Source organism: Gorillibacterium sp. sgz306347 (assembly GCF_059735245.1).
On sequence record NZ_JCAPET010000025.1, the window covers coordinates 12,220 to 36,729 of the forward strand.

Annotated in this window: 20 protein-coding genes and 1 riboswitch; of the genes, 3 read left to right on the forward strand and 17 right to left on the reverse strand. The window is 59.0% G+C overall.

Features of this window, described 5'->3' with window-relative positions:
- Positions 1 to 131: 131 nt before the first annotated feature.
- The 3 genes from ald to AC6I6H_RS14225 form a co-directional block, all read right to left on the reverse strand.
- Positions 132 to 1,250 carry an alanine dehydrogenase gene (ald, locus tag AC6I6H_RS14215; protein ID WP_497954535.1) on the reverse strand — a complete coding sequence of 373 codons (1,119 nt, stop codon included), beginning with the start codon at positions 1,248 to 1,250 and terminating at the stop codon, positions 132 to 134.
- A 35-nt stretch (positions 1,251 to 1,285) separates the two neighbouring features.
- Positions 1,286 to 1,591 (reverse strand): (2Fe-2S) ferredoxin domain-containing protein, encoded by a 306-nt coding sequence (locus tag AC6I6H_RS14220; protein ID WP_497954591.1) that lies wholly within the window; start codon positions 1,589 to 1,591, stop codon positions 1,286 to 1,288.
- A 178-nt stretch (positions 1,592 to 1,769) separates the two neighbouring features.
- A complete protein-coding gene (locus tag AC6I6H_RS14225; protein WP_497954537.1) occupies positions 1,770 to 2,213 on the reverse strand; it encodes an Lrp/AsnC family transcriptional regulator in 444 nt (147 codons plus the stop codon).
- Between the two features lie 205 nt (positions 2,214 to 2,418).
- Here AC6I6H_RS14225 and AC6I6H_RS14230 point away from each other — a divergent pair, with 205 nt between their 5' ends.
- Positions 2,419 to 3,039 carry a YitT family protein gene (locus tag AC6I6H_RS14230; protein WP_497954538.1) on the forward strand — a complete coding sequence of 207 codons (621 nt, stop codon included), beginning with the start codon at positions 2,419 to 2,421 and terminating at the stop codon, positions 3,037 to 3,039.
- Between the two features lie 238 nt (positions 3,040 to 3,277).
- On the opposite strand, the gene AC6I6H_RS14235 is transcribed toward AC6I6H_RS14230, so the two are convergent.
- Positions 3,278 to 3,475 (reverse strand): anti-repressor SinI family protein, encoded by a 198-nt coding sequence (locus tag AC6I6H_RS14235; RefSeq protein ID WP_497954539.1) that lies wholly within the window; start codon positions 3,473 to 3,475, stop codon positions 3,278 to 3,280.
- A 36-nt stretch (positions 3,476 to 3,511) separates the two neighbouring features.
- Positions 3,512 to 3,599, reverse strand: a riboswitch (cyclic di-GMP riboswitch).
- A 212-nt stretch (positions 3,600 to 3,811) separates the two neighbouring features.
- Between AC6I6H_RS14235 and AC6I6H_RS14240 the strand changes: the two genes are divergently transcribed.
- The gene (locus tag AC6I6H_RS14240; RefSeq protein ID WP_497954541.1) at positions 3,812 to 4,417 is read left to right on the forward strand and encodes a pentapeptide repeat-containing protein; all 606 of its coding nucleotides are present in this window, start codon (positions 3,812 to 3,814) and stop codon (positions 4,415 to 4,417) included.
- A gap of 75 nt (positions 4,418 to 4,492) precedes the next feature.
- Here the strand turns inward: AC6I6H_RS14240 and AC6I6H_RS14245 are convergent, their stop codons facing one another.
- The 4 genes from AC6I6H_RS14245 to AC6I6H_RS14260 all read right to left on the reverse strand — a co-directional run bounded on the left by AC6I6H_RS14245 (position 4,493) and on the right by AC6I6H_RS14260 (position 9,536).
- Positions 4,493 to 4,765 (reverse strand): hypothetical protein, encoded by a 273-nt coding sequence (locus AC6I6H_RS14245; protein WP_497954543.1) that lies wholly within the window; start codon positions 4,763 to 4,765, stop codon positions 4,493 to 4,495.
- 488 nt (positions 4,766 to 5,253) lie between these two features.
- Positions 5,254 to 5,835, reverse strand: coding sequence for a DUF3863 domain-containing protein (locus AC6I6H_RS14250; protein ID WP_497954544.1), 582 nt, complete (start codon positions 5,833 to 5,835; stop codon positions 5,254 to 5,256).
- A gap of 697 nt (positions 5,836 to 6,532) precedes the next feature.
- Positions 6,533 to 8,563 carry an HAD family hydrolase gene (locus AC6I6H_RS14255; RefSeq protein ID WP_497954545.1) on the reverse strand — a complete coding sequence of 677 codons (2,031 nt, stop codon included), beginning with the start codon at positions 8,561 to 8,563 and terminating at the stop codon, positions 6,533 to 6,535.
- Positions 8,550 to 9,536 (reverse strand): glycosyltransferase family 2 protein, encoded by a 987-nt coding sequence (locus AC6I6H_RS14260; RefSeq protein ID WP_497954546.1) that lies wholly within the window; start codon positions 9,534 to 9,536, stop codon positions 8,550 to 8,552. Before AC6I6H_RS14260 ends, AC6I6H_RS14255 begins: the two co-directional genes overlap by 14 nt.
- A 287-nt stretch (positions 9,537 to 9,823) precedes the next feature.
- Here AC6I6H_RS14260 and AC6I6H_RS14265 point away from each other — a divergent pair, with 287 nt between their 5' ends.
- Positions 9,824 to 11,179 (forward strand): lipopolysaccharide biosynthesis protein, encoded by a 1,356-nt coding sequence (locus tag AC6I6H_RS14265; protein WP_497954547.1) that lies wholly within the window; start codon positions 9,824 to 9,826, stop codon positions 11,177 to 11,179.
- Between the two features lie 131 nt (positions 11,180 to 11,310).
- Here AC6I6H_RS14265 and AC6I6H_RS14270 read toward each other — a convergent pair whose 3' ends face one another.
- The 9 genes from AC6I6H_RS14270 to AC6I6H_RS14310 all read right to left on the reverse strand — a co-directional run bounded on the left by AC6I6H_RS14270 (position 11,311) and on the right by AC6I6H_RS14310 (position 24,495).
- Positions 11,311 to 14,832, reverse strand: a complete 3,522-nt coding sequence (locus AC6I6H_RS14270) for a fibronectin type III domain-containing protein (RefSeq protein ID WP_497954548.1) — start codon at positions 14,830 to 14,832, stop codon at positions 11,311 to 11,313.
- Between the two features lie 217 nt (positions 14,833 to 15,049).
- A complete protein-coding gene (locus AC6I6H_RS14275; protein ID WP_497954549.1) occupies positions 15,050 to 15,394 on the reverse strand; it encodes a hypothetical protein in 345 nt (114 codons plus the stop codon).
- A 323-nt stretch (positions 15,395 to 15,717) separates the two neighbouring features.
- Positions 15,718 to 16,464: a YqeB family protein gene (locus tag AC6I6H_RS14280; protein WP_497954550.1), complete on the reverse strand. Its 747-nt coding sequence runs from the start codon at positions 16,462 to 16,464 to the stop codon at positions 15,718 to 15,720.
- Positions 16,465 to 16,491: 27 nt separating this feature from the next.
- The gene (locus AC6I6H_RS14285) at positions 16,492 to 17,121 is read right to left on the reverse strand and encodes a TetR/AcrR family transcriptional regulator (RefSeq protein ID WP_497954551.1); all 630 of its coding nucleotides are present in this window, start codon (positions 17,119 to 17,121) and stop codon (positions 16,492 to 16,494) included.
- 163 nt (positions 17,122 to 17,284) lie between these two features.
- Entirely contained in the window at positions 17,285 to 18,880 is a 1,596-nt protein-coding gene (locus AC6I6H_RS14290; protein ID WP_497954552.1) for an ABC transporter substrate-binding protein, read from the reverse strand.
- A 61-nt stretch (positions 18,881 to 18,941) separates the two neighbouring features.
- On the reverse strand, positions 18,942 to 19,859 hold the full coding sequence (locus AC6I6H_RS14295) for a carbohydrate ABC transporter permease (protein WP_497954554.1): 918 nt from the start codon (positions 19,857 to 19,859) through the stop codon (positions 18,942 to 18,944).
- Between the two features lie 15 nt (positions 19,860 to 19,874).
- Entirely contained in the window at positions 19,875 to 20,858 is a 984-nt protein-coding gene (locus tag AC6I6H_RS14300; RefSeq protein ID WP_497954556.1) for an ABC transporter permease, read from the reverse strand.
- Between the two features lie 699 nt (positions 20,859 to 21,557).
- Positions 21,558 to 22,736, reverse strand: coding sequence for a nucleoside hydrolase (locus tag AC6I6H_RS14305; protein WP_497954558.1), 1,179 nt, complete (start codon positions 22,734 to 22,736; stop codon positions 21,558 to 21,560).
- Positions 22,714 to 24,495, reverse strand: a complete 1,782-nt coding sequence (locus AC6I6H_RS14310) for a sensor histidine kinase (protein ID WP_497954560.1) — start codon at positions 24,493 to 24,495, stop codon at positions 22,714 to 22,716. The genes AC6I6H_RS14305 and AC6I6H_RS14310 overlap by 23 nt, the downstream gene beginning before the upstream one ends.
- Positions 24,496 to 24,510: the final 15 nt, after the last annotated feature.

Here is a 24,510-nt window from a genome sequence, read left to right on the forward strand (position 1 = left end):
GACCCTTCAAGGTCCCACAGCTCAAAAAAAGCCAGCGGGAACGTGCTGCACTAACCGCCAATCCAACGCTCTATTCGGCTCCGGGGCACTCTGAGGCTTGCGCCGGCATGCACCCGCGCGCCGGACAGCCCTCAACCGGCGGCAACGTCCGCGGGCGGCGTGTAGGCATACCCGTGCGCTTCGGCGACGGCCGGGTGAGTGATCTTTCCGCAGGCGGCGTTCAGCGCCTTCGCCACGGCCGGGCTCCGGCGGACGGCTTCGCGCCAGCCGCGGCCTGCAAGCTCAAGCCCGTACGGCAGCGTCGCGTTGTTAAGCGCTATCGCCGACGTGCGGGGAACCGCGCCCGGCATGTTGGCGACCGCGTAATGAAGCACGCCGAACTTCTCATACACCGGATCGTCGTGCGAAGTGATCCGGTCGATGGTCGCGATGGAGCCGCCCTGGTCGATGGCGACATCCACGATCACCGACCCGGCGGACATGGCCTTCACCGTGTCCGCCGTGACCAGCTTTGGCGCACGGGCGCCGGGAATCAGCACGGCCCCGATCAGCAGATCGGCGCATCGGACCGCTTCGGCAATGCTGCCTGGAGAAGACACGAGCGTCCGCACGCGCCCCTGGAACAAATCGTCCAGCTGCCGCAGCCGCTCCGGCTTCACATCCAAGATCCGGACGTCCGCCCCGAGGCCGACCGCCATTTTGGCCGCGTTCACGCCCACCACGCCGCCTCCGAGAATCGTAACCCGTCCCGGCTCGACACCGGGGACGCCGCCCAGCAGCACGCCTTTGCCGCCATGCGCCTTTTCCAGAAAATGCGCGCCGATCTGGACGGACATCCGGCCGGCCACCTCGCTCATCGGAACAAGGAGCGGCAGACTCCCGTTATCCAGCTGCAGCGTTTCATAAGCGATCGCCGTCACTTTGCTCTCCGCAAGCGCCCGCGTCAGCTCCGGTTCAGGCGCCAGATGCAGGTACGTGTAAAGCACCAGCCCCTCCCGGAAAAAGCCGTACTCCTCCGGCAGCGGTTCCTTGACCTTCACCACCATGTCGGCCGCCCACGCATCCTCAGCGGTCCGGACGATGCGGGCGCCCGCCTTTTCATATGCCTCGTCGGGAAAACCGATTCCCGCGCCGGCTCCGGCTTCCACCCGCACCTCATGCCCCGCTCCCGCATAGGCGGCTGCGGAGCTTGGCGTAACGCCCACCCGGTATTCCCGGTTTTTGATTTCCTTCGGAACGCCGATGATCATCGCAGGCCCACCCTTCCGTTTGACCGGCCCTCCGTTTACACCGTCAGCTTCATCATCATTTTGTCCTCGACAATCTCGCCGCCGACAAAATGCTCTTCGACGATCCGCGGCACATCCTCGGGGGTCAAATCATAGTACCAAACGCCCTCGGGGTATACGATAGCAAAAGCTCCGTTCCCGCACAAACCGAGGCAGCTCGATTTGTTGATTTTGACCTCCCGGTGAATGCCGCGCTCCACCAGCTGTTCCTTGAAAGCCTCCATGACCTCCTCGGCTTCCTGGTTGTTGCAGTGCTCGCTGCAGCAGAAAAAAAGATGCCGTTTCAACGCCTTCATCCGCATGTTCAATTCAACCGTCTCCTTCGCCATAAATTCGCGCCGCAAATGTCAGATTTAATGACGTTTGTTAGCCGTATTATAGCGCCCTTTCACGGGATAGAAGAGCGATTCCGCCGATTGTTCTCAAATATTTAACAATATTCTCCTGATAAACACCCAAATGTAATCTTTCCTCACTTCCCTATTTGTTTTCCTTTGGCAGCACGGGCCGGTACGAGACGGGAGAGGTCAGCACCACCGAGGTATTGATCGATCCGTAGGGCATGAGCCGGTCCACCAGAAGACGAAGGCCGTCCATGCCTTCGACCGCCGCTTTGAGAATATACCCGATCATCCCCGTGACCCGGTGGCATTCGATGATATCCTCATCTTCTTTGATCTTCTGCTCAAATTCCTGGGCTGAAACCTTCAATTCGCTGATCTGAATCATCAGCAGCGTATTGCGCCCTACCGCCTCCGGCGAAACGCGGGCGGAAAATCCCATGATCACGCCCTTCTCCTGGAGCCGCAGCAGCCGCTCCGACACGCTCGGCCGGCTCAGCGCCAGCCGTTTGGACAGCTCGCTGACGGTCATGCGCCCGTCCGCCTGCAGAAGTTTCAGCATTTCACTATCAATGTGGTCCATAAACGCCCAACTTTCAAAATGTAGTTTATGTTTCCTAAAAGGCTTCAGTGTTACCAATAGTAACATATGTTTTTCTTCAATGTGATATGGTTTGACATCGCTTTCGTAAGCTATCCTAAAACAAACATTCCGGCGGTCGCGTTGCGGCCCGCCGCCCTGACGGACCCGAAGCGGTCCGATCTTCCGACAGAAGGCGGTACCCTCCATGCGAAAGATAAGCTTGATTTTCCTCAGCTGTTTACTTGCGGCAGCCGGCTTTTTACTGCTAAAGCACGCACACGCGGTGACCGGCGGAACGGCCGGGCTTGCTCTCGGGCTGTCTTATCTGCTGCAGACCCCCTTCGGCATCCTGTTTTTTGCTATCAATGTTCCCTTCTATGTCTTCTCCGTGATGCGGCTCGGATGGCGCTTTACGCTCTACACCGTGTTGTCGGTCACACTGCTTTCTCTCCTGACGGCCGCCGACCGGTGGCTCCCCGCCTTTGAGCTGCACCCTTTGTTCGGCGCTCTCGCAGGCGGCGTGATCATCGGACTGGGGCTGTCGCTGCTGTTTTCGAACGGCGCGTCGCTGGGCGGATCGAACATCCTGGCGCTGTTTCTCCAGCAGCGTTACGGCTGGAATCCCGGCAAAATCAATTTTGCCTTCGACTGCGCCGTGGTTTTGATCAGCCTTTCTTCCGTCGGCATCGTACGCGGCGTGTACTCGGTCCTTTCCATTGCTGTGACCTCGGCGATCATCAGCTTCTTCAAAACCCGGATCGCGGAAAAAACCCGCGCCGCCGTCGGCCGCGTGCCGCTGGGGCCAAGCGCCCAGCCGACCGCGTAACCAGTCTCTCCCTCATCCTCCGAAGAAGGAAAGTCTCTTCAAGCACCGGAGAAACCGGAATCGCACACCGGGTAACGGCTCCGCCATAATCCGCTGTCTTCCGATCCGGGCAGGGCCGCCCGGTCAGTCCGTTTCCGCGAAACAAAAAGACGCCTGCTTCGCACGAACGGTGGCGGGCGTCTTTGCAGCCTGGCAATGCGGACAATCCCCGGCGCTTCCTTCGGCGGAAACCATTTGCTTACCCGATCCGGTGGATGCGTTTCCCGTTCGCTGCCGGGTACTCCTGCGGTATGCGGTGCCTAAGTTCTTTTCTGGCGGTAGTGCGAAAGAATTCCTTCACTTCCTCGATGCCGATCCCCATCCGATGCGCTTCGGACAGCAGCTCCATCCATTCCCGGTCAAGTTTGCCCTCGTGCGGTGAGTTGAGTTGGATCATCGTTTACCCCTCCGTAAAATCAGAAGTACCGATTCCCCAGGCAGTCCAGCCGTCATTGTACTTGCATACAGAAGACCTGTAACTTTGCGCCCCCGCTTTTCAGCCGGGTTAGCCCTTTGCTGTTGCTCGGCCTCAAAGGAACGAAGCAATTTTACCAACAGTAGCATACCACAAGAAAAATGTTAAGTTTGTCACTTTTTGACGGCTTCTCATTTTTTCATCCGGCATTTGCTCCACCCGTTCTGCGAAAAAAACGCTCGGCACCGGTTCATTTTGTGTAAGATGGAAAAAGAGACAAGACAGCGGCTTCAGCCACGGGAAAGGATGGATAAAACGGTGTTTTCTTATGAGGAACGTACCTATACGGAGGTTGATTTCAGCGGCCAGGATCTGCGGGAGGGCGAATTGATCCGGTGCACGTTCGAGCGCTGCCGGTTCCGCGGCACCTCTTTGGAGGAATGCGCCACGATCAACACCCGGTTTGCCGATTGCGACTTCGGCGGCGCTCTGCTGAACGCATCGCGCCATACCGGTTCGGCGTTCACCAACTGCCGTTTCGAGAATGCCTCCCTGTTTGTAGCCCGGTTCGAGGATTGCAAAATGACCGGTTCCGATTTCGCCGGCGCCAATCTGGACGGCATTACGCTGACCGGCGGAGACTGGTCCTATACCAATTTGCGGCGGGCGCGGCTGAACAAACAGCCGCTGCGCGGCATCCGGTTTGTCGAGGCGGATCTGTCGGAATGCAAGCTGGAGAAGGCGGACCTGCGCGGAGCGGATTTAACTCGCGCCCGGCTGCATCAGGCCGCCGTAAAAGGCGCCGATTTCCGGGAAGCGGTCATGGACGGCGTAGATTTCAAAGCCTTCGACGTGACCGGCGCCCGCCTCGATCTTGCACAGGCCGTCGCGCTGGCCCGCTGCTACGGAGCCAAAATCGATTGACCCGGGAGGGCTCCGGTCCGCGGTGCCGCCTGAAGCGCGGGCCTTGCCGCCCGCGCTCCTTTTGCGGAAGGCCGCTCAACTTTGGCGCGGCTCTCCTTCGTCTGGCGACACCCCGCTGCCGCTGACCGTCCGTTCCTCCTTCAGATCATCCAGCGTTTCCTGCAGCTCCGCCAGCTGCTTTCTCATCCGCATCATGTCCTTCTCCTGCTGCTCCCGCATGCTGGCAATCGTCAGATACGTTTCGTGAAGCACCGAGTGATTGATCGCCGCTTTCACGACTGCATACAGAACAAAAAAGACCACGGCCGCAATAATCAGATTGATGATGATTGTCAGCAACCCAAACATGGCTGTCCCTCCCCTTTATTTTTTTCGCCGGATTGCGCCGGCCGCTTCCGTCTTCCAATAAGTCCCGCTTCCCGCAGTTCCCCCGGAAAGCGGATATCCTCCTTTTGGAAACCCGATGAACGCTTCCTCCCGATGTGCGGGAAAAGCCTCAGTTGCTGCAAAGCCCTCCTCCTGGAGACCCTTTTAACGAAATTCGTCCCTATTTAATCCCCTGTCAAATATACTCCTTCCTATAAGTATACTTTATTCCATTTAGTAGAAAAAGTATGGCTTTAGTAGGCTTGACGCTTGGCTTTCCCCTTTCGGTGCAGAGACAAAAAACGCAGGCTGCGCCTGCCGATAAAAAATACAACCCATACCCTAAGCACATTTCGTGCTCGGGTATGGGCGCACTGATAAGTTATGGATCACTCATAGAGGACCGGATCGTTAAATTTCAACTCGGACAACCTTGCTTTCGCTGCACGCCTGTAATCTCCACATCAACTTCAGCAGGAAAACGTTGAATGAAATCGGTCCAAGTTGCTTTCAAATTGGGGGTTCGAACTGTTATTCCCGGCATTCTGAGCAGGAACCATTGGATTGTTCATCCCCCATACCGAAGGCAAGCCATTGGTATTTCCTTCATGCAATGCAGGCAATGCATTGTAACGGTACATGTACAGCCAAGAGTTGATTTCATCCTGCCATTCGCTCAACAAGCGATTATTCGGATACGAGGAGACAATCCCAATCTCGTCCCCGTACTGGTCCACATATTCCAGAACCTTAGCTAACTGGGGCCGCTGTGATTCATAAAACACAAAATTACTGTCCAACGCCCAGGTAACTGTCAAATCCGGATCCAGCACGGCGAGCATGCCTCGCATTTCTTCCATTTCCGAAATCGTCGTGGCCTTGGAGCCATTTCCTGCGAGCAGCAGAGATACGGCGAAATACTCTACTTCGTTTGCAATTGGCTCTACCAGAAGCTCAAATGTACTCGACACACTGTATCCGGCATCTTCCGAGGCTGCATAGACCATCCCGGTAACCGTTGTTCCGGACGCTGCGTTAATGTTGCCCCCCATAGGACAACCATTCTTCTCGACCATTACTACGGCATTCGTTACGAATGTCAATGGAGCGGGAAATCCAAACCGACTTGTCCTACCATTAACTTCGTGGAGTAGTCCCCCCCCTCGGACATCGTAGTCTGCAGAAAAACGGCAAGGTGGTGGGCATCTATCGGCAAAAGGGCGGCGGGTGCGAATTTCCCACGGAGACCATCATGCATGCAGGGTGGGACAGGAAGTGCAAAAAAGCAACTAATCATACGATTTTTGGCTATTTCCGGCCGAATAAATGGGAAAAAGCAATTATTCACTCCATTTTCTCCGAATACCGCTTGTTTACTCGAAAATAAGTGCGCATGTGGAATTATTTCGTGATCGGAACGAGAAACCATCGGAAATAAGTGACGCTGTGCACCTATCTGCCTTCTGTCCCTGGTTATCGCCGGTTTGCGCCCTGCTACCTACAATTTCCGCCCATAAGCGGAGACAGAAGGAAAGGTGGGCGGGGCCAACGAGGGAGCGCTGATGACGGCAGCTTTACAAAACATAAAGAAGACGATGAGAAACGCAAAAGAAACCCATAATCATTAAAAAGACCTGGGCTTCTCGACAACCTAGGCTTCCGTCCAAAGAGACGGAAGCCACTGAGTGTGTCCCCAAAGTCGCCTTTTCGGGACACCCTCTGTTCAGGATTGCGGGAAAAATAATGCGGCTACAGCCTGCTTTTGACGCTCATCGCGGTCTGCACGAGCGACAGAATCGGCTTTTGCCAATCCGGCACGCGGGCCTTGAAGCCTTCCTTCCAAAGCGAGCGCCGGAACTGAAGCTGCAGCTTCTTCAGGTCGCCGAGGCCGCGGATGGCGGCCGGTTTGGCCAGCGGCTCGGCGACGTACACGTCGCCAAAGCCCTGCGCATGCGTGATATCGCCGAGCTTTTCCGCTTCCAGCGGGGTAGGCCGGCCAAGCACCCGCTTGACCGGGCGCAGCGCGGTGTCCGCCGAAAGCGGCAGCTCGAAGGGTAGCAGACGGGCGATTTCGTGAAAATCCTTCACGAAGTCGACCGCTCCCTGCTGCATAAACCGGGCCGCCTCCAGCTTCTCGTCATCGTTGTCGTTCGGGTCGAACAGCGGCTCCATGGCGCCGTTCTTTTCGCGGAAGCCGGTCACGCTGCCGTGCGGGGCGGTGAACAAAAATTCGAACAGCTCCACGCAGCCGAGAATCACCTTCTCCCGTTCCTGCGGCTGGCCGAGGTCGCACAGGTAGGCCGCCATCGAGACACCCGCCTTCGCCGCCTGCTCCGCGCGCTTGAAGGTCCCGACGTAGTAGCCTTGCAGCTCCGGGGCCGGTTCGCCTACCAGCTTCAGCACCCGCAGAAGCGACTGCTGCATCGTGCCGTGCCAGCCGATGTCCACAATGCCGCGTTTGCCGGGCGCCAAAAAGCCGATTTCCTCCAGGTAGCGCGCAAGATCAGCCCGCTCCTTCGCAGCTGCCTCCACAAGCTCTTTTTCGATGCGTCCGTAGAGCGCCTTCAGCCGGTCCTGCTCCTCCTTGGCCGCCACCAGCTGGTCCTGCCCGGAGAAGCCCGCTTCCCGGATCAGCGGAGCAAACGCGGCCGCGTCAAGTCCGACCCGGCCGAGGTGCTGGGCGACGGTCAGGTTGCGCGAGTAGCTGAACAGGAAGCGCATGGCCTCCTCGTCCAATCCGGTGATGGACGGAAAGTTCAGCGCCCGCCGGGACGCGTACATGTAACGGGAGGGAATCGCGCCGGCGTCGTCCTCCGTCAACACGTCGTACACCCGCTTCATCACATGCCCGTCCCGGGACAGAAAGTAAAGCCGTTCCACGCCGTCCGCGCGGGCTTTGCGCTTCAGCCAGTCGACGAAGCCGTAGAACAGGACCCCGATCGTTTCATAGCCGAACAAGTACCAGAAGTCCTTGCTTTGATCGGCCGTGCGGTCCGCATACAGCTTGTTGATCAGCAGGCCGAGGAAAATGCTCTCCGCCGGGCCGGTCTCTTCTTCGGCCAGCAGATCCCGGAAAGCGGTCAGATAGGCTTTCGAGCCGGTGACGTAATCCAGTGTTTTTTGATAATAATGAACGGTCAGTCCCGCTTCCTCCGCCCGCTTGACGTCGGAATGGCGGTTATCGCCGATGTGCAGGATATCGGCCGGGGCGCACCCTTGATCCCCGCAGACATGCCGGTAAAGCGCGCCCGTATGCTTGGTTACCCCCACGGTGGAAGACAAGTACAGCTTTTTGTGCCGGTCGTAGCCGTTTTTGTGCAAAATGCGGACGATCACATCCTCCGGCAAATACATGTCCGAGGTCAGCACCACGGTTTTGCCTTGCCGCAGACACTCCTCGTAAACCCGGTGCATGTACTCGTTCCGCATGCAGAAGCCGACTTCCAGCTCGGTCTCCAGCCGCTTCCATTCGTCCAGCTGCGCTTCGGAGGCACCCGTCAGACCGGCGAGCTTGCCGTAAATTTCGTCCAGCAGCACCTCTTCGCTCCCCGCGCCGGAGGCCGACTGCCGGGCCGCGCCTTCGGCGGCGATCCGTTTCCTGGCCCAGCCCGCGGCATCGGAATCGCCCGCCGCCCGGTGCGCTTCTTCCATCAAGCGGAACAGGTCCTCGGGCCGGCGGAGCGCCCGCAGGATCAAAGTGTCGAAAATATCGAAGGAAACGACGCGGGCCGCCGCGATTTTTTGTCTAAGCGTTTGGTCCATCGGTTTATACGCTCCCATCCTTTAAGTTCCCTCCGGCCATTCCGCTTGCGCCGAGCTGCGGCCCGCCGCCCGAGCGGCCGGACAAGATCGCCCGCAGGTCCTTGATGCCTCTCCGGAACCCGCTGGCCGCTTCTCCGTTCTTGCCGAGCCGGTTCTGAAGGTAAAGGAAGTTCGCCGTCCACAGCAGCATGAAATAATGAAAGCGGCCGGTGTTTTCCTTCAGCCGAAGCAGGTGATAATGGTTCATGACTTTGGTGTAGGAGACGATCTCCTGTTTGTCCCGGGACGTCGGGGACCCGTGGTGGAGCAGCTTTAGCGCCGGATTGACGTACATTTTGCCGTGTTTTCCGGCTACATGCGACAGGTACAGGTCCTCCCCCAGGCTGTAGCCGTTCAGCCAGTCGACCGCCTGCAAATCCCGGAGCGCGCTTCTGCGGAAGCACATGTTGCAGCCGTGAAGAAACTCGGTCTCGAACACCTTCTTCTGTTTGTTCCAAAGGTTCATCGAGGAGGCGAACCCGCCCCAGGACAAGCGCCCAGGCGACGGATGGCCCTGTCCGCTGACGATGCCGAGCAGACGCCCCTTGGCCGAGCAGACAAAGCCCTGGTCGGCCCCGCTCACCCCGACGGCGTCCGGGCAGCGCGCAAAGGTTTCCTTCAGCAGCGCAAAGTAATCCGGCTCGCACTCCACGTCGTCGTCCAGAAACAAAAGCGTGTCATACCGGACAATCTCCACGGATTTGATCCGGGAGCGAAGCAGGCCCGCTTCTTCTTTTTTCTTTATGTAGTGGCGAAGCTCCATGTTGGCGGGCAGCAGCGCGGCGGCCGAAGCGATCCAGTCCGTCCCGGTTTCCCCGTCGTCCACAATGACGATCTCGAAGCGGTCGTTCTCCACGCCCCGCTGGGCGGCGATCGACTCCAGACACTTGCGCAGATCTTCGTGGCGGTTGCGGGTGCAGATGGCCACGGACAATTCAAAAGGCTGGCTCAAGATTCCCACTCCCTCCTATAGCTAAACTGGCGGTTCTCTCTATGTGATGGAAAATTGCTTATACCCTTTTTACACGGGTTGAAACGGTTTTAATCAGGAAAACGCCGATTTGTGAAATATTAATAATTTTATCGCGCCTTTTGTATTCTTTATATATTAAAAATTTGTAAAACTCCTCTTTGCTCTTGTATTCTTATGAATGGTCTCGTTTTCTCCGCGGCCAGGGTTATTCTCCCATCTGCATCCGACATCCCGTTTTCCATACTCGCAAAAAGGAGCCGATGGCTATGGCGGTCACACACGCAGCCGAAGCCGCCCGAAAACCGGGCGGTTTGGTCCGTACGGTGGTTTACACCAGCTTCACCAACTTCTTCGTGCTCATCCTCACCACCCTGACTTCCATCCTGACGGCCCGCGTCTTCGGCGCGGAAGGAAGAGGCGAGCTGTCCGCCATTTTGCTGTGGCCCACGATCCTTGTCGGCTTTATCGGCTTCGGATTTTCGTCTTCCCTGATTTACCACGCCCGAAAAAATACCGCGTCCCCCTCCGGTCTTCTGCGGCTATCCCTGATGGCGCAGCTGCCGGCCGGGCTGGCCGCCGGCGCCTTCGCATGGTACATGCTGCCCGGCTGGCTGGGCAATTACTCCGGCGAAATCGTCGGGCTTGCGCAGAGCTACTGCCTGAAGGCGATTCCGCTGGCTATTCTGGTCAACATGCTGGTCGCCTTCGCCCAAAGCATGGACCGCTTCGACGTGGCCAACGGCCTTTTGCTGAACATGCCCCTGCTCAATCTGCTGGGCTACCTGGCCCTCTGGCCGCTCGGGCTGCTTACCCTGCAGCATGCGCCGAACGTCAACTTCCTCTCCGGCCTCCTTGCGGCCGGCTGGGCCGTCTACCGGCTGCGGGACCGGATCGCCCCCGGAAGCCGGCTGCGCTCCGTCGGGAAAAAGGCCCGCAAGCTGTTCTACGTGTACGGCCTGAAGGTATACGGCATGGAGCTGATCGGCACGCTTTCGTATCAAATCGACAAGCTGGCGATCGTTTTTCTGCTTTCGCCCCGCGACCTCGGCTTGTATACGGTCGTCTACGCCCTGTCGCGGGTTTTTAACGTGGTGCAAAACGCCATCGCCGGCGTTCTGTTCCCCAAGGTTACGGGCATGGAGCGGGACAAGGTGCTGGAAACCGTCAGCCGCGCCTTCCGCGTCTCGATGGCGGCGATGCTGATTGCTTTGCTGCCGGCCGTGGTCATCGGCCGCTTTTTCCTCGGGCTTCTGTTCGGGCCGGAGTTTCTGGAGAGCAGCTTCAGCTTTTATCTGCTTGCCCTGGAATGCGTTATCGTCGGAGGAGCTAAAATTTTGTCCTCCTCCTTCAGCGCGCTCGGCCGGCCCGCGCTCGCCCTGCTCCGCCAGGTGGCTTCAATCGCCGTGACGACGGGGCTGTTCTTCGTTCTGGTGCCCTGGCTCGGCTTGCCGGGCATCGCCCTGGCGATGATCGTCGGCGCCCTGGTCCGCTTGGGTGTGACGATTTACTCCTTCCCGCGCTTTTTCGGCTATCCGGCAGCCCGTGTTCTGTATGACCGCGGGGACTGGAACTACGCCAAAGCGGTTGTGCTGAAAAAAATACGCCGGGGCGGGATGCAGTAAGATAATCTTCCCATAAATGCACTGGAGCCCACGCACGAGCCGCATTCTGCATCCGGCTAAAAAAAGGCGCCCTCCCCGAAGGGAAGGCGCAAAGCAAGGCATTTATTATGAAAAAGGAGATCAATCGTTCGTTACGGTCCGGCGTTAAAGTTGTTGAAGGCGGCGCCGGTGTTGTTCGCGCCGAGCCCCATGCCGCCGGTGGCGAAGGTTTCGTCCGTCGCGGTGATAAGCGGGACCTTCATGTCTCCGACATACACTTTGAGGAGGGAGCCTTTTGCCTCCACTTTAAAGTGGTACCAGCCCGTTTTCCAGGCCTTGGCGGTGCCGAGCGGCGTCCATTTGCCGTTCTCCGCTTTGCCCAGCACCACATCGCCGGCGCGGGTGATGCCCGCGTAGTAGCCGTTGTAGGCGTACGGGCCGGTTCCCGCGTCGCTAGCCCGGAACAGCACGCCCGCGTCGCCGCCCTCTCCGACGGTGAGGTCGACCACCATGCCGCCGTTCGTAAAGGTGGCGCCGCTGATCAGCGATTTCGGAGCGGTGCCGGCCTTCAGCGAATAATCGCCGCCGCTTCCCAGGCTCCAGTCGCCTTCATACGGCGTCCAGCCGCCGATGCCCGACTGGGCGAAGCGGAACAGGACGGGCGTGGTCGCGAGCGGCGCCGAGGCGGTCAGCACGCTGACCGGAGCGCAGACGGGCGAGAAGTTGCCCGCGGCGTCCTTGGCCCGGACCGTATAGGAATACGTCGTCCCCGCCGTCAGGCCGTTGTCGGTATACGAGGTGGACGTCCCTTCCGCCGTTCCGACCAGCGCGGACCCGCGGTAGACGTCATAGCCCGTTACGGCTGTGTTGTCCGTTGACGGACTCCACGTCAGCGTGACCGTCGTCTGTCCGGCCGAAGCGGCCTTCAGGCTGCCCGGAATGGACGGAGCTTGCGTATCGCCCGCCGGCGTAGGCGCCGGTGTAGGCGCCAAGGTCGGCGTGGCCGTCGGGCTCGGCGTAACCGTCGGGCTCGGTGTCGCTGCCGGCGTCGCTGCCGGGCTCGGCGTCGGTGTGGCTGTAGGCGTTGGCGTGGCGGAAGGGACCGGCTTCGGCGCCAGCGTCGGCGATGCCGGCTCTTCATTGGGGATCAGGGTAAGCTTGTCCAAATCGACCCCGCCGGTATCTCCCCCGTCCTGCTTGATGACCACCGTATTTCGCCCGCGGTCCAGCGGCACGTCAATCGCCGCTTCGATATATTTGTTCCAGCCCCCGCTGCCCTGCAGCGAAAGCTTTTTGGCCATGATTCCGTTGACATACAGGCTTTTGGTCGTCGTGCCGCTGTCGCCTTTGGCGTACTGAATTTTCAGCTGCGCCGTTCCTCCGCTGCCGCCGTCAAAGTCGACGCTGACGAACGCTCCGCCGCCATGCATATTGCCGACCTTTTTCCCGCCCGATGCGTTGGCGTCCGCGCTGACCGCGGCCCCGCCGCCGATAAGCGTATCCTCGGCCTCAACGGAGGTCGGCAGATTCGCCGCCGTCGCCGCCTCGGGGGAATCCGGCCCCGTTCCCTTCGAATTGCTGGCCGCGACAACGTAGTAGTACGTTTGGCCGCCCGTGGCCGTCGTGTCGATATAGGAGGTGCCGGTCAGGCCGGCCGCCACCGGCGTATAGCCGCCGCCCGGCGTAGTCGAGCGTTTCAGCGTATAGCTTACCGCTCCGTCCAGCTCGGTCCAGGTGGCTTTTACTTTGCCGACGCCCGGCTCCAGCCAGATTTTCTTCGGCGCGGCCGGCGCCGTTGTGGCGCTCTGCTTGTTCAGAATATACTGCACCGATTCTCCCGGACCCAGCGTAACGCTCAGGTTTACGGAAGGAGAAGCGTTCAAGCCGGTTACAACCGTTTTGGCTTCGGCGTAGGAGTTGCCCGCCCCGATGCGCTCTCCTTCATAAATGCCGGTGGAGGGCATCGTCACCCGGACGTTCATCGTCTGCTGCGTCGGCTCGAAGTTGACGAAGTTCAGCAGGATTTTGTCGGATTTGCCGCCGCTTCCGGGAAGCGGAGCAAGAGTCGACGTATCGACGGCACGGAAGTAAACCTTTTTGCCCGCCACTTCGGACTTGTTCGCATAGGTGTAAGCGAGCGGCTTGCCGTGGGTCGCATAGGCGAGCGCCAGCCGGCGGTAGGTTTTCAGCCGGGAATCCTCGCCGCCGACGCCCGGATAAGCAACCGTAGTCGCCGGATCGTGATTAAACCAGTTGAAGCCCGGCTGGAAAAGCGAGTAGCTTTCATGGAAAAACGCCGCGTGCTGCATCGTGTAATCGGCATACCCCAGGTTTGCCCGGATGATCCGGTCGAACGCCGAAGCGTGCGGCTGGGAGGAGCCGACAAAAGGAAAGTCGGTGTGCGAATCGTTGGTGCCCGTTTCCGTCACCAGCATTTGTTTGGGCAGGCCGTCCGACGAACCCCCGAACGTCTCAAGGTTTTCGGTAAAGCTGCCGCCCTCGTCGTCGACGTTGGACGTTCCGTAGCTGTGGCCGTTGGTCAGGTCGGTGAGGTCCTCCACCTGCTTGCGCTGGGCGGGATCGCGTTCCCAGCCGTCGGGCGTGCCCAGCGAAGGCCAGTACGCCCAGCCGGGCGCGACGAGCTTCACGTGGGAAGGCTTGATGGAGCGGACGTAACGGGCGACCGCAAGGTTGACCGCCTTGGAGCGGTTGAACAAGCCAGGCTCGTTGTCCACTTCATAAAATTGAATCAGGCTGCCGTATTTGGAAAAATAGGAATTCAACGTCGCTTTCGAGGCGGCATCCAGCTGTCCGCTGGCGTCGACCGAAGCTTGTCCGGTAGACAGATGATCGCCGACCACCTGCATGTTGTAATTGCGCATGGCCTGCAAATAGCCGAGCGCTTCGGGCTGCTCTCCGAGATCGGACCACAGGGCCACGCGGTTTACGTTGCCGCTGTAGGCGACCCCCATCCATTTCAGGATGTAGGGAAGATGCAGGGTCACGTTATCGTTGTAGTAAAAATCGTCCTGCATAATGGTGGTGCCAAGGTACGAAACCCGGCCGTGCACCGGTTCCGCCGCAGGCGCTCCCAGCGCTTCCAGCTTCACGTAATCCCAGTTCCACCACAGGTAAGGGTCTTCCGCCGAGGAGCCGAAAAGGCTGCCCGCCGCTTCCAGCTTCAGCGCGTTGGCGCCGGTTTGCAGAAGCTCCCTCGGAATATAAAGCCGGTACACTTTTTTATACGGGTACGGACTTGTTGTGCCGCCCACCCCGGCGATTTGGATCATGCCGGCCAGAACGTCGTTGCTGTAAACCGCCATTTGCGGCGTTATTTTATAAGCGTCCAATACCTTGAAGCTGAGTTCCACGCCGTTGGCCGGAACGCTTGCCAGATTGAACGAGAGCGTCATCGTTTTGTTGCGGTCGCCTTTCAGCCCTTTCGACATAAAGCTCCAGGAACTGCGCGTCGCCCAATCGGAGGGAACGGCAACGGCTTCCACAGCGGCCGCTTTGTAATCCGCGAATTCCGCCGCCGAATCATTTGCCTTGCCCAACTGCCAGAGCACCGCGTTCGCGGCCTCCGCCTTGCTTCCGTCCGTCCACATCGACACCGGCAAAAGACTGATGACAAGCGCCACTACGAGAAACCAACGCCCCGCCTGTTTCCCCAAAGAAGTCACATCCTTTTTTTGGTTATCCCTACTCTATAATTTCGACAAAAAGGGACATTTCTTCAATGAGAGTGCGTTCCTAAAAACGCATTTTTCGACCGATAGGGAGAGTTTTCCTATGCAAAGTTATCCAATAAGAAAAGCCCTCTTCATATGAAGAGAGCAAAGCTTTCTTTTGGACAGCCTCTTGCTTTCGGCCGGGGCCGGGCTTGCCGTTTCATTCCTGCACGGCCCTGAGCGCAAACGCGTAGCGGTATTCGGCTTCGCCCCACACGGCCGTCACCTCAAAGCCCCTCCATTGGTTTCTCGCTGCGTCCGATTGGGAACTGAGCGCACTCCAGGGATTCATTTGCAGCGGGAAGGCGAACCCGTTCCCTTCCCGTTCCGGCGCAATGTCTACGACATGCGGATCGGGGTACAGAACGTACCCCTCCGCACTCAGCAGCCGGTCTTTGACGGTGACCCGGTCGGGCGGCGTTTCTCCGAACGAAAGCGTCAGAATTTCGCCCATCGGAACGACCGCGAGGGCCGAAGCTCCCTTTTCGAATAGGGAGCGGTACACCTCTGGACCGCTCCCCGGTCCGCCTTGCGGTAGAGCCGCAAGCGGAACCGTTTCAAGACAGCTGCGGTCAAAAACTACGGTCGCCGGGGATGGAACAACTGTTTCAACCGGCTTAGACTCCGCATCTTGACCGAAAACGCCCCCTTGGCCCGGCGCTGCGCACCCGGCGCTTGCCAGGAGACAAGCGAACGCGAGCGCTATCCGCTTAAGCATACGGCATCCTCCTCCTTCGCCTGAATTTCCCCGCCTATGCAAAAAAACCTCCGCGCGGTTGCTTTTGCCGACCCACGGAGGTTTTTGGGCGCTGTATTTTCAGCCTTCTTTCAATGACCCGACACGCTTGCATCAGCTTCCGCTCCCGCCGTTTCCGCCGGACCCGGAACCCGCCGCCAATACTGCCGGCCCTCCTCGTCGCGGACAACATAGCCCAGCTTCGCGAGCTCCGCGCGGAGCTCCTTGATGTCCCTGGCTTCCTTTTTCCCGAGTGCGATTTCCCTCGCCTTGAACAAGGCGTGCGCGCCTGCGGAAAGCTCGGGCAGGTCCGGCACCCACCGCCGGAATTGCTCCCGGTAAGGGTCCCCCTCCAGCCAGGCGTAGCCGTGGCGGCGGAACGCTTCCGCCAGCTTGGCGGCGGATTCGTCGCTTTTTTCCCGGACCAGCTCCGCCCCCGTGCGGCCGAGAAGCACCAGCTCCTTGCCGTCCATAAACACGGCTTCGGTCTCCGCCGCCGATACGGTCCGGCTTTGCCCGTCTTTGTCAAGCTTGGCCGCCTGATCCGTGAGCGCGACGATCAACGTTTCCCGGATGGCGGTTCCGGCAAGCCAAAGACCGGCCAGCAAGCCGATGACCGACAGGGCAACCGTTACCCAGAACGCATCCAGCGCCTTGATCAGCCGGAGCGGCCCTTCAAACGGGACCCAGGGAAGCCCGAGCGCCCATTCCGCCAGACGCGGCAGAAAAAACCCGAGCGCAAGCCCACCCGCTCCGAAAACTCCGTACAACAGAACGCCCATTCCCGGCGAGTACCCGACAACGGTTTGCCGCTCCTCCTGACCCTTCTCAGCCTTCATAGGAACTTTCTCCCCCTTCTCCTCTCCCTACCGTCCAACCGCCCGGTCGACTATGGCGATTGCTTCCCGCACGTAGGTTTCCAGATCGACCTCGCGGGCAAGGGGCGAATTCACGTACAGGTATTCGCCGATGGTTCCTTGAATGACGCTCGCCATCACGTCCGGGTGGAACGGGCCGAACACCCCTTCCTCCTGCCCCCGGCGCAAAATCCGCTTCAGCTCGGCCAGAAGCGCGTCGTCCTCTTCGTCGCCGATTTTGTAATACGGTACGTTGTCGGGCGTCCGCGCGCCAAACACAATCTCCACCAAAGCGGCGTTCCGCTCCGGATGCGCAGCTTGATAAGCCAGGCTGGCTTCAATGAAAAGGTGCAGCTTGGCGGCGCTGGCGGCTTCCCGCTCCACGCGCTCCAGCACATAAGCGGCCGAAGCCTCGACCAGCCGCGTCAGCACATGGTTCATCAAATCTTCCTTATCCGCAAAATGATAGGAAATCAGCGCCGTGCTGATGCCCGCCCGCCTGGCGATCTGCGACAGGCTCGCTTTGGCGTAGCCGATTTCACCGAGCGTCCGGATTGCCGCCTCTACGAACTGCTCCCGGCGAGCCTCCGCGATAAAAGAGGATTTCGCTTCTTTCGATGATGATGGGTCCGGCTTCATTGGCTCCTCCTGAGTGTGTGCGAATCGGCGAGAATACTGAATGCGCAGTTAACTTTTTGATCAGTTGATCAAAATTTATCACAGCCGCTTTCTCCTGTCAATTCCTTCCGAAACGCCAAAAAGCCCCGCCTGATCCAGGCCGGGGCTTTTTGCTCATTCAGGTTTATTTTCCGTTTGCAGCTTTCCATTCCTCCAGCTGTTTCTGCATTTCCTTGGTGATGTCTTCCAGACCGCCGCTGATCAGCTTTTCGTTGCGCTTCTTGAGAACATCCGTCGGATCGACCGCACCGGTCCGCAGAATGTCGCGGTACTCCGTGTCGATCGTGCTGAACGAGGACACCTGGGTTTTTACTGGATCGGGATTAAAGGAGAACCCGAGCAGCGGAGACTTTTCGGCCGTCTTGTTGAATTCCTTATACTCTTCGTATTTGTTGTCCGCTTCGTTGTCGAGCAGGTAGTTGTTCATCTGGTTGCCGATGATCCAGCCGTTCCCCGGCGAATAGCCGGAATCTGGGATTTGCTTGATTTTGTTGTCGGAAACCTTCTCGAAATGCTTGCCTTCCAGTCCGAAGATGACCGTATTCAGAATTTCTTTGTCGGTGTACAGCAGATTCAACACCATCATGGCGCGGACCGGATCCTTGGAGCTGCGGGCAATAGCGACTTGCGAGCCGGTCGCCTGGGCGGTGGTCACCTGCGGCGATTGCAGCGTCACGAGCGTCCAGTCGAAGAATTCCGGGCCTTTGCCGGATTTGTTCTCCACGCGGAGCGCCGCTTCCCGGCCTGGCGAGGTCGTCGTCGGGAAGAACCAGATCTTGCCGGCTTCCTTGATGTCGGCGATGTTCTCCTGCGTCGTGGCGGCGTTTTTGTTCACGTAGCCTTTTTTGAACCAGTCATGCAGCAGTTGATAGCGTCCCAGCTCCGTTTCGGAGTAAGACGGATCGGTGACCGGGATAATTTTGTTCGGATCGGAGGCCAGGTTGACGTATTGGCCAAAGTCCATCGGCTGGAAGTCGCCTTCGTCGGCCCAGTCGAGCACGGAGTCCTGTTTGTTGGTGTAAACCGGGTAGATGTCCGGCTCGTTCGCCTTGATCACTTCAAGGAACGGCTCGACGTCCTTCAGGCTTTTGACGGTGCTCAGATCGAACTTGTATTTTTCGACGATGTCCTTGCGGAACACGATGCCGCGTCCCTGGGCCAGCTCTTTGTTGTTCGGGATGGCGTACAGCTTCCCGTTGACCACGGGGCCGAGCAGGAAGGCCGGGTCGATGACCTCTTTGATGCCTTTGCCGTGTTGCTCGAGCAGGTTGCCGTATTTCGGCAGGCTGTCGTCATTCAGCGGCAGGAAAGCCCCTTTGGCCGCGTTCGTGAAAAATTGATAGCCGCGCGAAGCGAAGATGATGTCGATCGGCTCGCCGGTTTGCAGCATCAGGTTGGTTTTTTCCTGATACGCGCTCCAGTCGATGTAGTTCAGCTTGACGGTGGTGTTCGGAATTTTGGCCGATACCAGCTCGCTCAGCTTTTGCTCGACCGGGCCTTGATCCTTTTGCGCCGCGCCGGGCATATAAATGGAAACTTCGTAAGGCTTGAATTCTTCCTTGGCCGGGGAAGCGCTCTCATTTGCGCCCGCCGTGGTCCCTCCCGCCGAAGGACTGGGAGAAGACGCCTCGCCGCCCGAACCTCCGCAGCCCGCTAACGTGGAAGCAAACGCAAAGCTTAAAGCGAGCATTAAAGCGGAGATGCTTTTGTGTCTCTTCATTCTGTTAACCCTCCATAAGATGATGATGTATTTTGCCAACCGGGGAGAAAACTCCCCGGGATCAGCCTTTGACGGAACCGACGGTCAAGCCCTGAATGAAGAACCGCTGGAAGTAGGGGTACGCCAGAATAATCGGGCCGATCCCCATCGCCACCATCGCCATGCGCAGCGTTTCGCCCGGAAGCTGCTTGGCGATCAGCTCGGCCTGCGCGAACTGGCTCATGTTCTCCTTGATGAACTGCACGTCGTTCATCACCTTGACCATCAGGTACTGCAGCGGAAACTTCTCGCTGTCGTTGATAAAGAGCAGCGCGTTGAACCAGTCGTTCCAGTAATTGATTGTGCTGAACAGCGCAACGGTGGCGAATACGGGAAGCGACAGCGGAAAGATGATCCGGAAAAAGATGCGCAGCTCGCTCGCCCCGTCGATTTTGGCCGACTCCAGAATCGCCGGATGAATGGTCGTCTGGAAAAAGGTCCTCATCACAATCACATAAAACGGGAGCATCAGTAGCGGAAGCAGCAGCGCCATGTAGGTATCTTGAATGTGCAGGATTTTCGTGTACACCAGGTATTTGGTGACCATCCCGCCGTTAAACAGCATGATGAACACGAGCAGGAAGGTGAACAGCCCCCGGTACGGCAGGTCCCGCCGCGACAACGGATAGGCGTACAGCCCCATCACGATGATGTTGATCACCGTCCCGACCACCGTAATCCCGATGCTGACGCCGTAGGCGCGGAGCAAGGTCGATGCGTCCTTGAACAGGAAGTTGTAGGCCTCCGTCGACCACTCTTTGGGCCAGAACAGATATCCATGGTTAATGATTGAAGCTTCGCTGGAGAAGGAAACCACCAGCACCAGAATCACCGGTATGATGCAGGCGAGCGAAAAGGCGATGAACAGCGCGTGGATCAAAGCGGACGCGACGGGGCCGACCCGGTTTTCCCTGCGCCTCGCGGATTGGAACATCCTCATGGTAAGCAAGCCTCCTTAGAAGAGAGCGTCTTCTTTGCTGATTTTGCGGACGAACAGGTTGGCCACCATGACCAGGATAAAGCCGACGGTGGACTGCACCAGGGCCGCCGCCGAGGACATGCCGATGTCGTTCAGGTTGATCAGCGCCCGGTAAACAAAGGTGTCGATGACATCCGTCGTTTCGTACAGGATGCCGGAGTTGAGCGTCACCTGGTAAAAGAGGCCGAAGTCCGATGTAAAGATGTGCGACAAAGAAAGCAGCGTCAGGACAATAATGATCGGGCGGATCATCGGAAGGGTCACCGCTTTGGCCTGCTGCCAGCGGGTGGCGCCGTCCAGAATGGCCGCTTCGTAATATTCGGGATCGATGCCGGCGATACCGGCGATGTAAACGATGGCGTTGTAGCCGACGTTTTTCCAGATGGTGATCAGCACCAGGATAAACGGCCAATACTGCGCCGAGGAGTACCAGTCGACGGGCTCCAAACCGAACTGCTGCATGATAACGTTTACAAATCCGCCCTGCGGGCTAAGGAAGGCCAGCACCAGGTAGCTCACGACAACCATGGAAAGGAAGTGGGGGAGGATCATGATGCTCTGGTACGTTTTCGCCAGGAACTTGACGCGGATTTCATTGAACAGGAGTGCGGCCACTACGGAAAGCACCGTAGACAAGGTGATGAAGGTGACGCTGTACATCAAGGTGTTGCGCACCGCGCGCAGGGCGTCGGAATTGGAAAAGAGAAATTTGAAATTATCGAAGCCGACCCAGGGGCTTCCGAAAATACCGTCGATGTAGTTCACGTTCTTGAAAGCCACAAACACGCCGAAAATCGGCAAATAGTTGTTGACCAGCAGAATGAGCAGCCCGGGAATAAACATGAAGTAAAGCGCTTTGAACTTCACCAGGTTCTGCCACACCCTGCGGATGCCAGTCGCGCGAGTCAGAGCGCGCGTTCCGGGTTTCGCATATTCTTCGTTCGGATGCGCCGCCGCCATGTAGGAGGTCCTCCAATCTGTTCGTACCTGTGTTGTTTGATAGCTTTATTATAGGGCGGCGCCCTCCGGCTTTCGATGACGGCTGTACACATCAATGTGACGGATATTAAGCCGGAAGCAACAAACGGCTCCCCGGAGAGGAGCCGTTATTCCCGGAAGCGGGATTGCGTCTTGGCGGTAAGCGCAATGTCCCGCACTACTCCACCGGTAGAGCTGCGCTTCCTACTTGCAGAACCTCGACTTCCCATCGCCAGAGCCGCGCTACTAACTGGCACGCCGCTTGGGTGAACGGTGTTTGGGCAATAGGCGCATAGCAGCACTTAATTATGCGGTAATCCGCCGTTTTGAACCGAATAAGTACGGAGAGGCACTTATTTTTTCGATTTTCTTCCCCAATCAAGGATTTCCCAGGGAATAGGTGCGGATACGCAATTATTTGGCCAATAAAGGGAAGAACCGAAGGAAATAAGTGTCGCTATGCACTTATTTCCAGAAACGTTGCTTGTTGATCAAAAGTCCAACCGCTTCCCGACGTCACTCGCATCCCATCGGTTCACCCGCCCCAATTTCAGCCGCACAGCAAGGAGTCTGCAAAGAATGTGCCTAATACTCGCCGTTCGCACTTGAAACTCCCGCCGTTCGCACCTAATTTCGTCTTAACCTGCCTTTCTCCTCGTCCCACTAGCCTGCTCTCCCAACCTAAAAAGCCGGACAAGCCGCCAGCAGTTCCTCCAGTTCGTCAGTCAGAATGGAGGGGTCTCTGGGCGTGCGCAAATAAGAATGGTTGCTTCCGCCCTTCTCGCTCCACGTATTGAAGCCGTCCGAAGCCACTTTTACCTGGCCTTTCCCGATCTCTTCCCAGAAAGCGGCGCAAGTTCCCCGAACGGCAAACAACACGGCAATCAGGTCCCAGCTCGGCCGGACCGCCGAAAATGTTGGAGGCGGGAGCGGACTGGAAGCGCCCGCCGGAGCCTCAGCCGCCGCGCCTGCTTCGGCACGCCCCGCCGCTTCGCCGGCTTCGTCCGCCGGGCCGCCCGCGAAGGCGCCGCCGGTCTCCGCCGCCTCCCCTCCGCCCGCCGGCGCCTCAGCCGAGGCCCCCGCCCGGGCGAACCACTCGTACGCCCGGCGCACCGGATGGTCGGCCGGCGCTTCCGCGAGCAGCTTCCCGCCGGTAACGACGGCGGCGCCGATTTCAAACCCGGCGTACACCACCGGGGTCGGCCACCGCTCCGCTACAAGAGCGGCGGAGGCCGGGTGCTGCTCGAAGTTCCACTCCCGCCCCTGCGGGAATGTCCCGCCCATCACGACCAGCCGCTCCACCCTGCGGCGGACCAGCTCCGCGCCGGTCAAGGGGCTGTGCCGATCCGGGCCGGACTCCAGCAGCGCTTGCAGCGCAGGCAAAGGCCCGATCGCGGCGATGACAACGCTGCCGTCGGCCTCCGCCGCGAGAAGCTCGCGGTACAGGTCGACCGCTTCCCGCGCCTCCTCCCGCCCGTTCTCCCGGAAGCGGTTCGGGTATCCGAGCGCGATCGCCTTGTTGTAGCGGCCGTACAGACGATCGTCGTCCAGAAAGCTTTCGCCGCCCGCCAGCCGAAGCTGCCCGACCGGAATACCCGGCCGGCCGTAATAGCGGTTCAGCGCGTCCAGGCAGCCCGCTCCCCACCGGCTTGTCGTTCCGTGTATCATGCCGAGAATTTCCGCTTCGCCCCGGTCCGCCAGGGCGTGCAGCACGGCGACCGCACCGGCGTCGTCGCAATCCGGGCCGATGTCCGTGTCGAGGATAAGCCGCACCGGGCGGTCCGGCCGGCGGCCCGCTTGCTCCTCCCTCCGAACCGTCCCTCCGTCCGTCTGCCGGTCATTCGCTTCCTGCCGATTCATGGCCCGTTCCTCCCGTCTGCGTGTTCTCCTTCTTGCCGCCGCGCGGCAGACGGATTTCGGCGCACATGCCGCCGCCCTCCCGCCGCGAATACCGGATGCCGTATTCGTCCCCGTAATGCAGCTTGATCCGCCGGTTGACGTTGAGAATGCCGTATCCTTCGCCTTCTCCGCGCGCCAGCATCCGGTTGAGCGCTTCCGGATCGACCGGCTTGAAGCCGTTGTCCTCCACGATGAACAGAAAGCTGGCTTCGTCCGCCGGACGCACCTTGATCCACAGCTCGCCTTCCCCGTCCATTTTGCCGATGCCGTGCAGAATGGAATTTTCCGCGATGGGCTGCAAAATGACTTTGGGCGTCAGCTCGTCGAAGACGGTTTCGTCCAGCTCCCAATGCACCTCGAACACGTTCTGGTACCGCTGCATTTGCAGACGGACATATGCCTGGATATGCTGGATTTCCTCCCGCACCGGGATCAGCTCCCGGCCCCGGCTCAGCCCGATCCGCAAAAGCGAGGAAAGGTCCTTGACCATCCGGGCCAAGTCCGGCACGTTTTCGTCGATGGCGTACCAGTAAATCGAATCCAGGGTATTGTAAAGCAGATGTGGCGTCACCTGCGTGTGCAGGGTGATGAGCTCCGTTTCCTTTTGCCGGAGCTCCAGCAGGTAGCGCTCCTCGACGAGCTGGTTGACCCGTTCCGTCATCCGGTGAAACGAGCCGTACATTTTACCAATCTCGTCGTTGCGGCGCAGCATCGAATTCATGCTGAACGTCATGCCGGGCTCGTATTTCTCGGTAAAGCGCGACAGCCGGGCCAGCGGGCCGAGGATCGAACGCAGCATGTACATCAGGTAGACGGCGACGAAAAAGAAGCAGCACGCCATCACCCCAAGCAGCACGTTGCGGTACGCCTGCTGTTCCCCGACGATCGTTTGGGCGGGCACCTCGTAGATCAGCGATGTTCCGAAATCCTGGTTGGAGACCGACGTAAACAGCGTCCGATTGCCGTTCCAGTCGGCGAACAGATAGCCGTTTTTCATCGCGCGGACTTCCTCCGGCACCGCCAGCTCTTCTCCGATCGGCACCGCCGGATTGGAGGTCAGAATCTCAAACCGCTCGTTGACCAGGTAGCTGACGCCGTGCTCGGGCATCTCCGCCCACCACACATCCGCAAAAAGCAGCACCTCCAGATGGCGGACATAAAGCACGCCGATCACCCGGTTGTTGTCGCCCGCATCCACAATCGCCCGGATGTAGCTGACCGTAGGCGCACCGCTGCCGGCGGAGGGAGTCACGCGGATAACCGCGGTACCTTTCAGGTCCGCCGCTTCCACGTAATAGGGCGGCAGCTCGGAGGGCTTGACGAAAATCAGGCCGCTGCGTTTTTCGGCGTCGAGCTCGAATTGCAGCTGCCCCGGCGCTTCCGGCGTGTACAGCGCGTATTCCGTGCCGTCCAGCGTGTAGTAGCTGATCAGGTTGTCGACCCGGTTGTAATCGTTCAGCGAGCGGATTTCATCGAGCCGGATCGGAACGCGCGCGTTCATCGTAAAATGGTCCTCAATGAATTTCAGCGTCTTGTCGTTCATGCTGTCCATGGTGCGCTGCAGGGTAATGCCGTTTTGCTTGCCAAGCTGATACAGCGTGCCGCTGACCTGCTTTTCGGTCATCTGCGCCGACTGGCGGATCGAGATCCACCCCACCAGCATAAAAGGAATCACAATAAAGACGAGGAACGACAGCAAAATCTTGTGCGCGAGCCGCATCGGTCACTCCCTCTT

Coding starts and splice junctions, on each gene's coding strand:
- AC6I6H_RS14225 (WP_497954537.1), bottom strand. CDS start 2,213: ATGGACCACATTGATAGTGAAATGCTGAAACTTCTGCAGGCGGACGGG.
- AC6I6H_RS14220 (WP_497954591.1), bottom strand. CDS start 1,591: ATGCGGATGAAGGCGTTGAAACGGCATCTTTTTTTCTGCTGCAGCGAG.
- AC6I6H_RS14230 (WP_497954538.1), top strand. CDS start 2,419: ATGCGAAAGATAAGCTTGATTTTCCTCAGCTGTTTACTTGCGGCAGCC.
- AC6I6H_RS14245 (WP_497954543.1), bottom strand. CDS start 4,765: ATGTTTGGGTTGCTGACAATCATCATCAATCTGATTATTGCGGCCGTG.
- AC6I6H_RS14305 (WP_497954558.1), bottom strand. CDS start 22,736: ATGAATCGGCAGGAAGCGAATGACCGGCAGACGGACGGAGGGACGGTT.
- AC6I6H_RS14255 (WP_497954545.1), bottom strand. CDS start 8,563: ATGGGAGCGTATAAACCGATGGACCAAACGCTTAGACAAAAAATCGCG.
- AC6I6H_RS14250 (WP_497954544.1), bottom strand. CDS start 5,835: ATGGGGGGCAACATTAACGCAGCGTCCGGAACAACGGTTACCGGGATG.
- AC6I6H_RS14235 (WP_497954539.1), bottom strand. CDS start 3,475: ATGATCCAACTCAACTCACCGCACGAGGGCAAACTTGACCGGGAATGG.
- AC6I6H_RS14265 (WP_497954547.1), top strand. CDS start 9,824: ATGGCGGTCACACACGCAGCCGAAGCCGCCCGAAAACCGGGCGGTTTG.
- AC6I6H_RS14290 (WP_497954552.1), bottom strand. CDS start 18,880: ATGAAGAGACACAAAAGCATCTCCGCTTTAATGCTCGCTTTAAGCTTT.
- AC6I6H_RS14285 (WP_497954551.1), bottom strand. CDS start 17,121: ATGAAGCCGGACCCATCATCATCGAAAGAAGCGAAATCCTCTTTTATC.
- AC6I6H_RS14310 (WP_497954560.1), bottom strand. CDS start 24,495: ATGCGGCTCGCGCACAAGATTTTGCTGTCGTTCCTCGTCTTTATTGTG.
- ald (WP_497954535.1), bottom strand. CDS start 1,250: ATGATCATCGGCGTTCCGAAGGAAATCAAAAACCGGGAATACCGGGTG.
- AC6I6H_RS14295 (WP_497954554.1), bottom strand. CDS start 19,859: ATGAGGATGTTCCAATCCGCGAGGCGCAGGGAAAACCGGGTCGGCCCC.
- AC6I6H_RS14300 (WP_497954556.1), bottom strand. CDS start 20,858: ATGGCGGCGGCGCATCCGAACGAAGAATATGCGAAACCCGGAACGCGC.
- AC6I6H_RS14280 (WP_497954550.1), bottom strand. CDS start 16,464: ATGAAGGCTGAGAAGGGTCAGGAGGAGCGGCAAACCGTTGTCGGGTAC.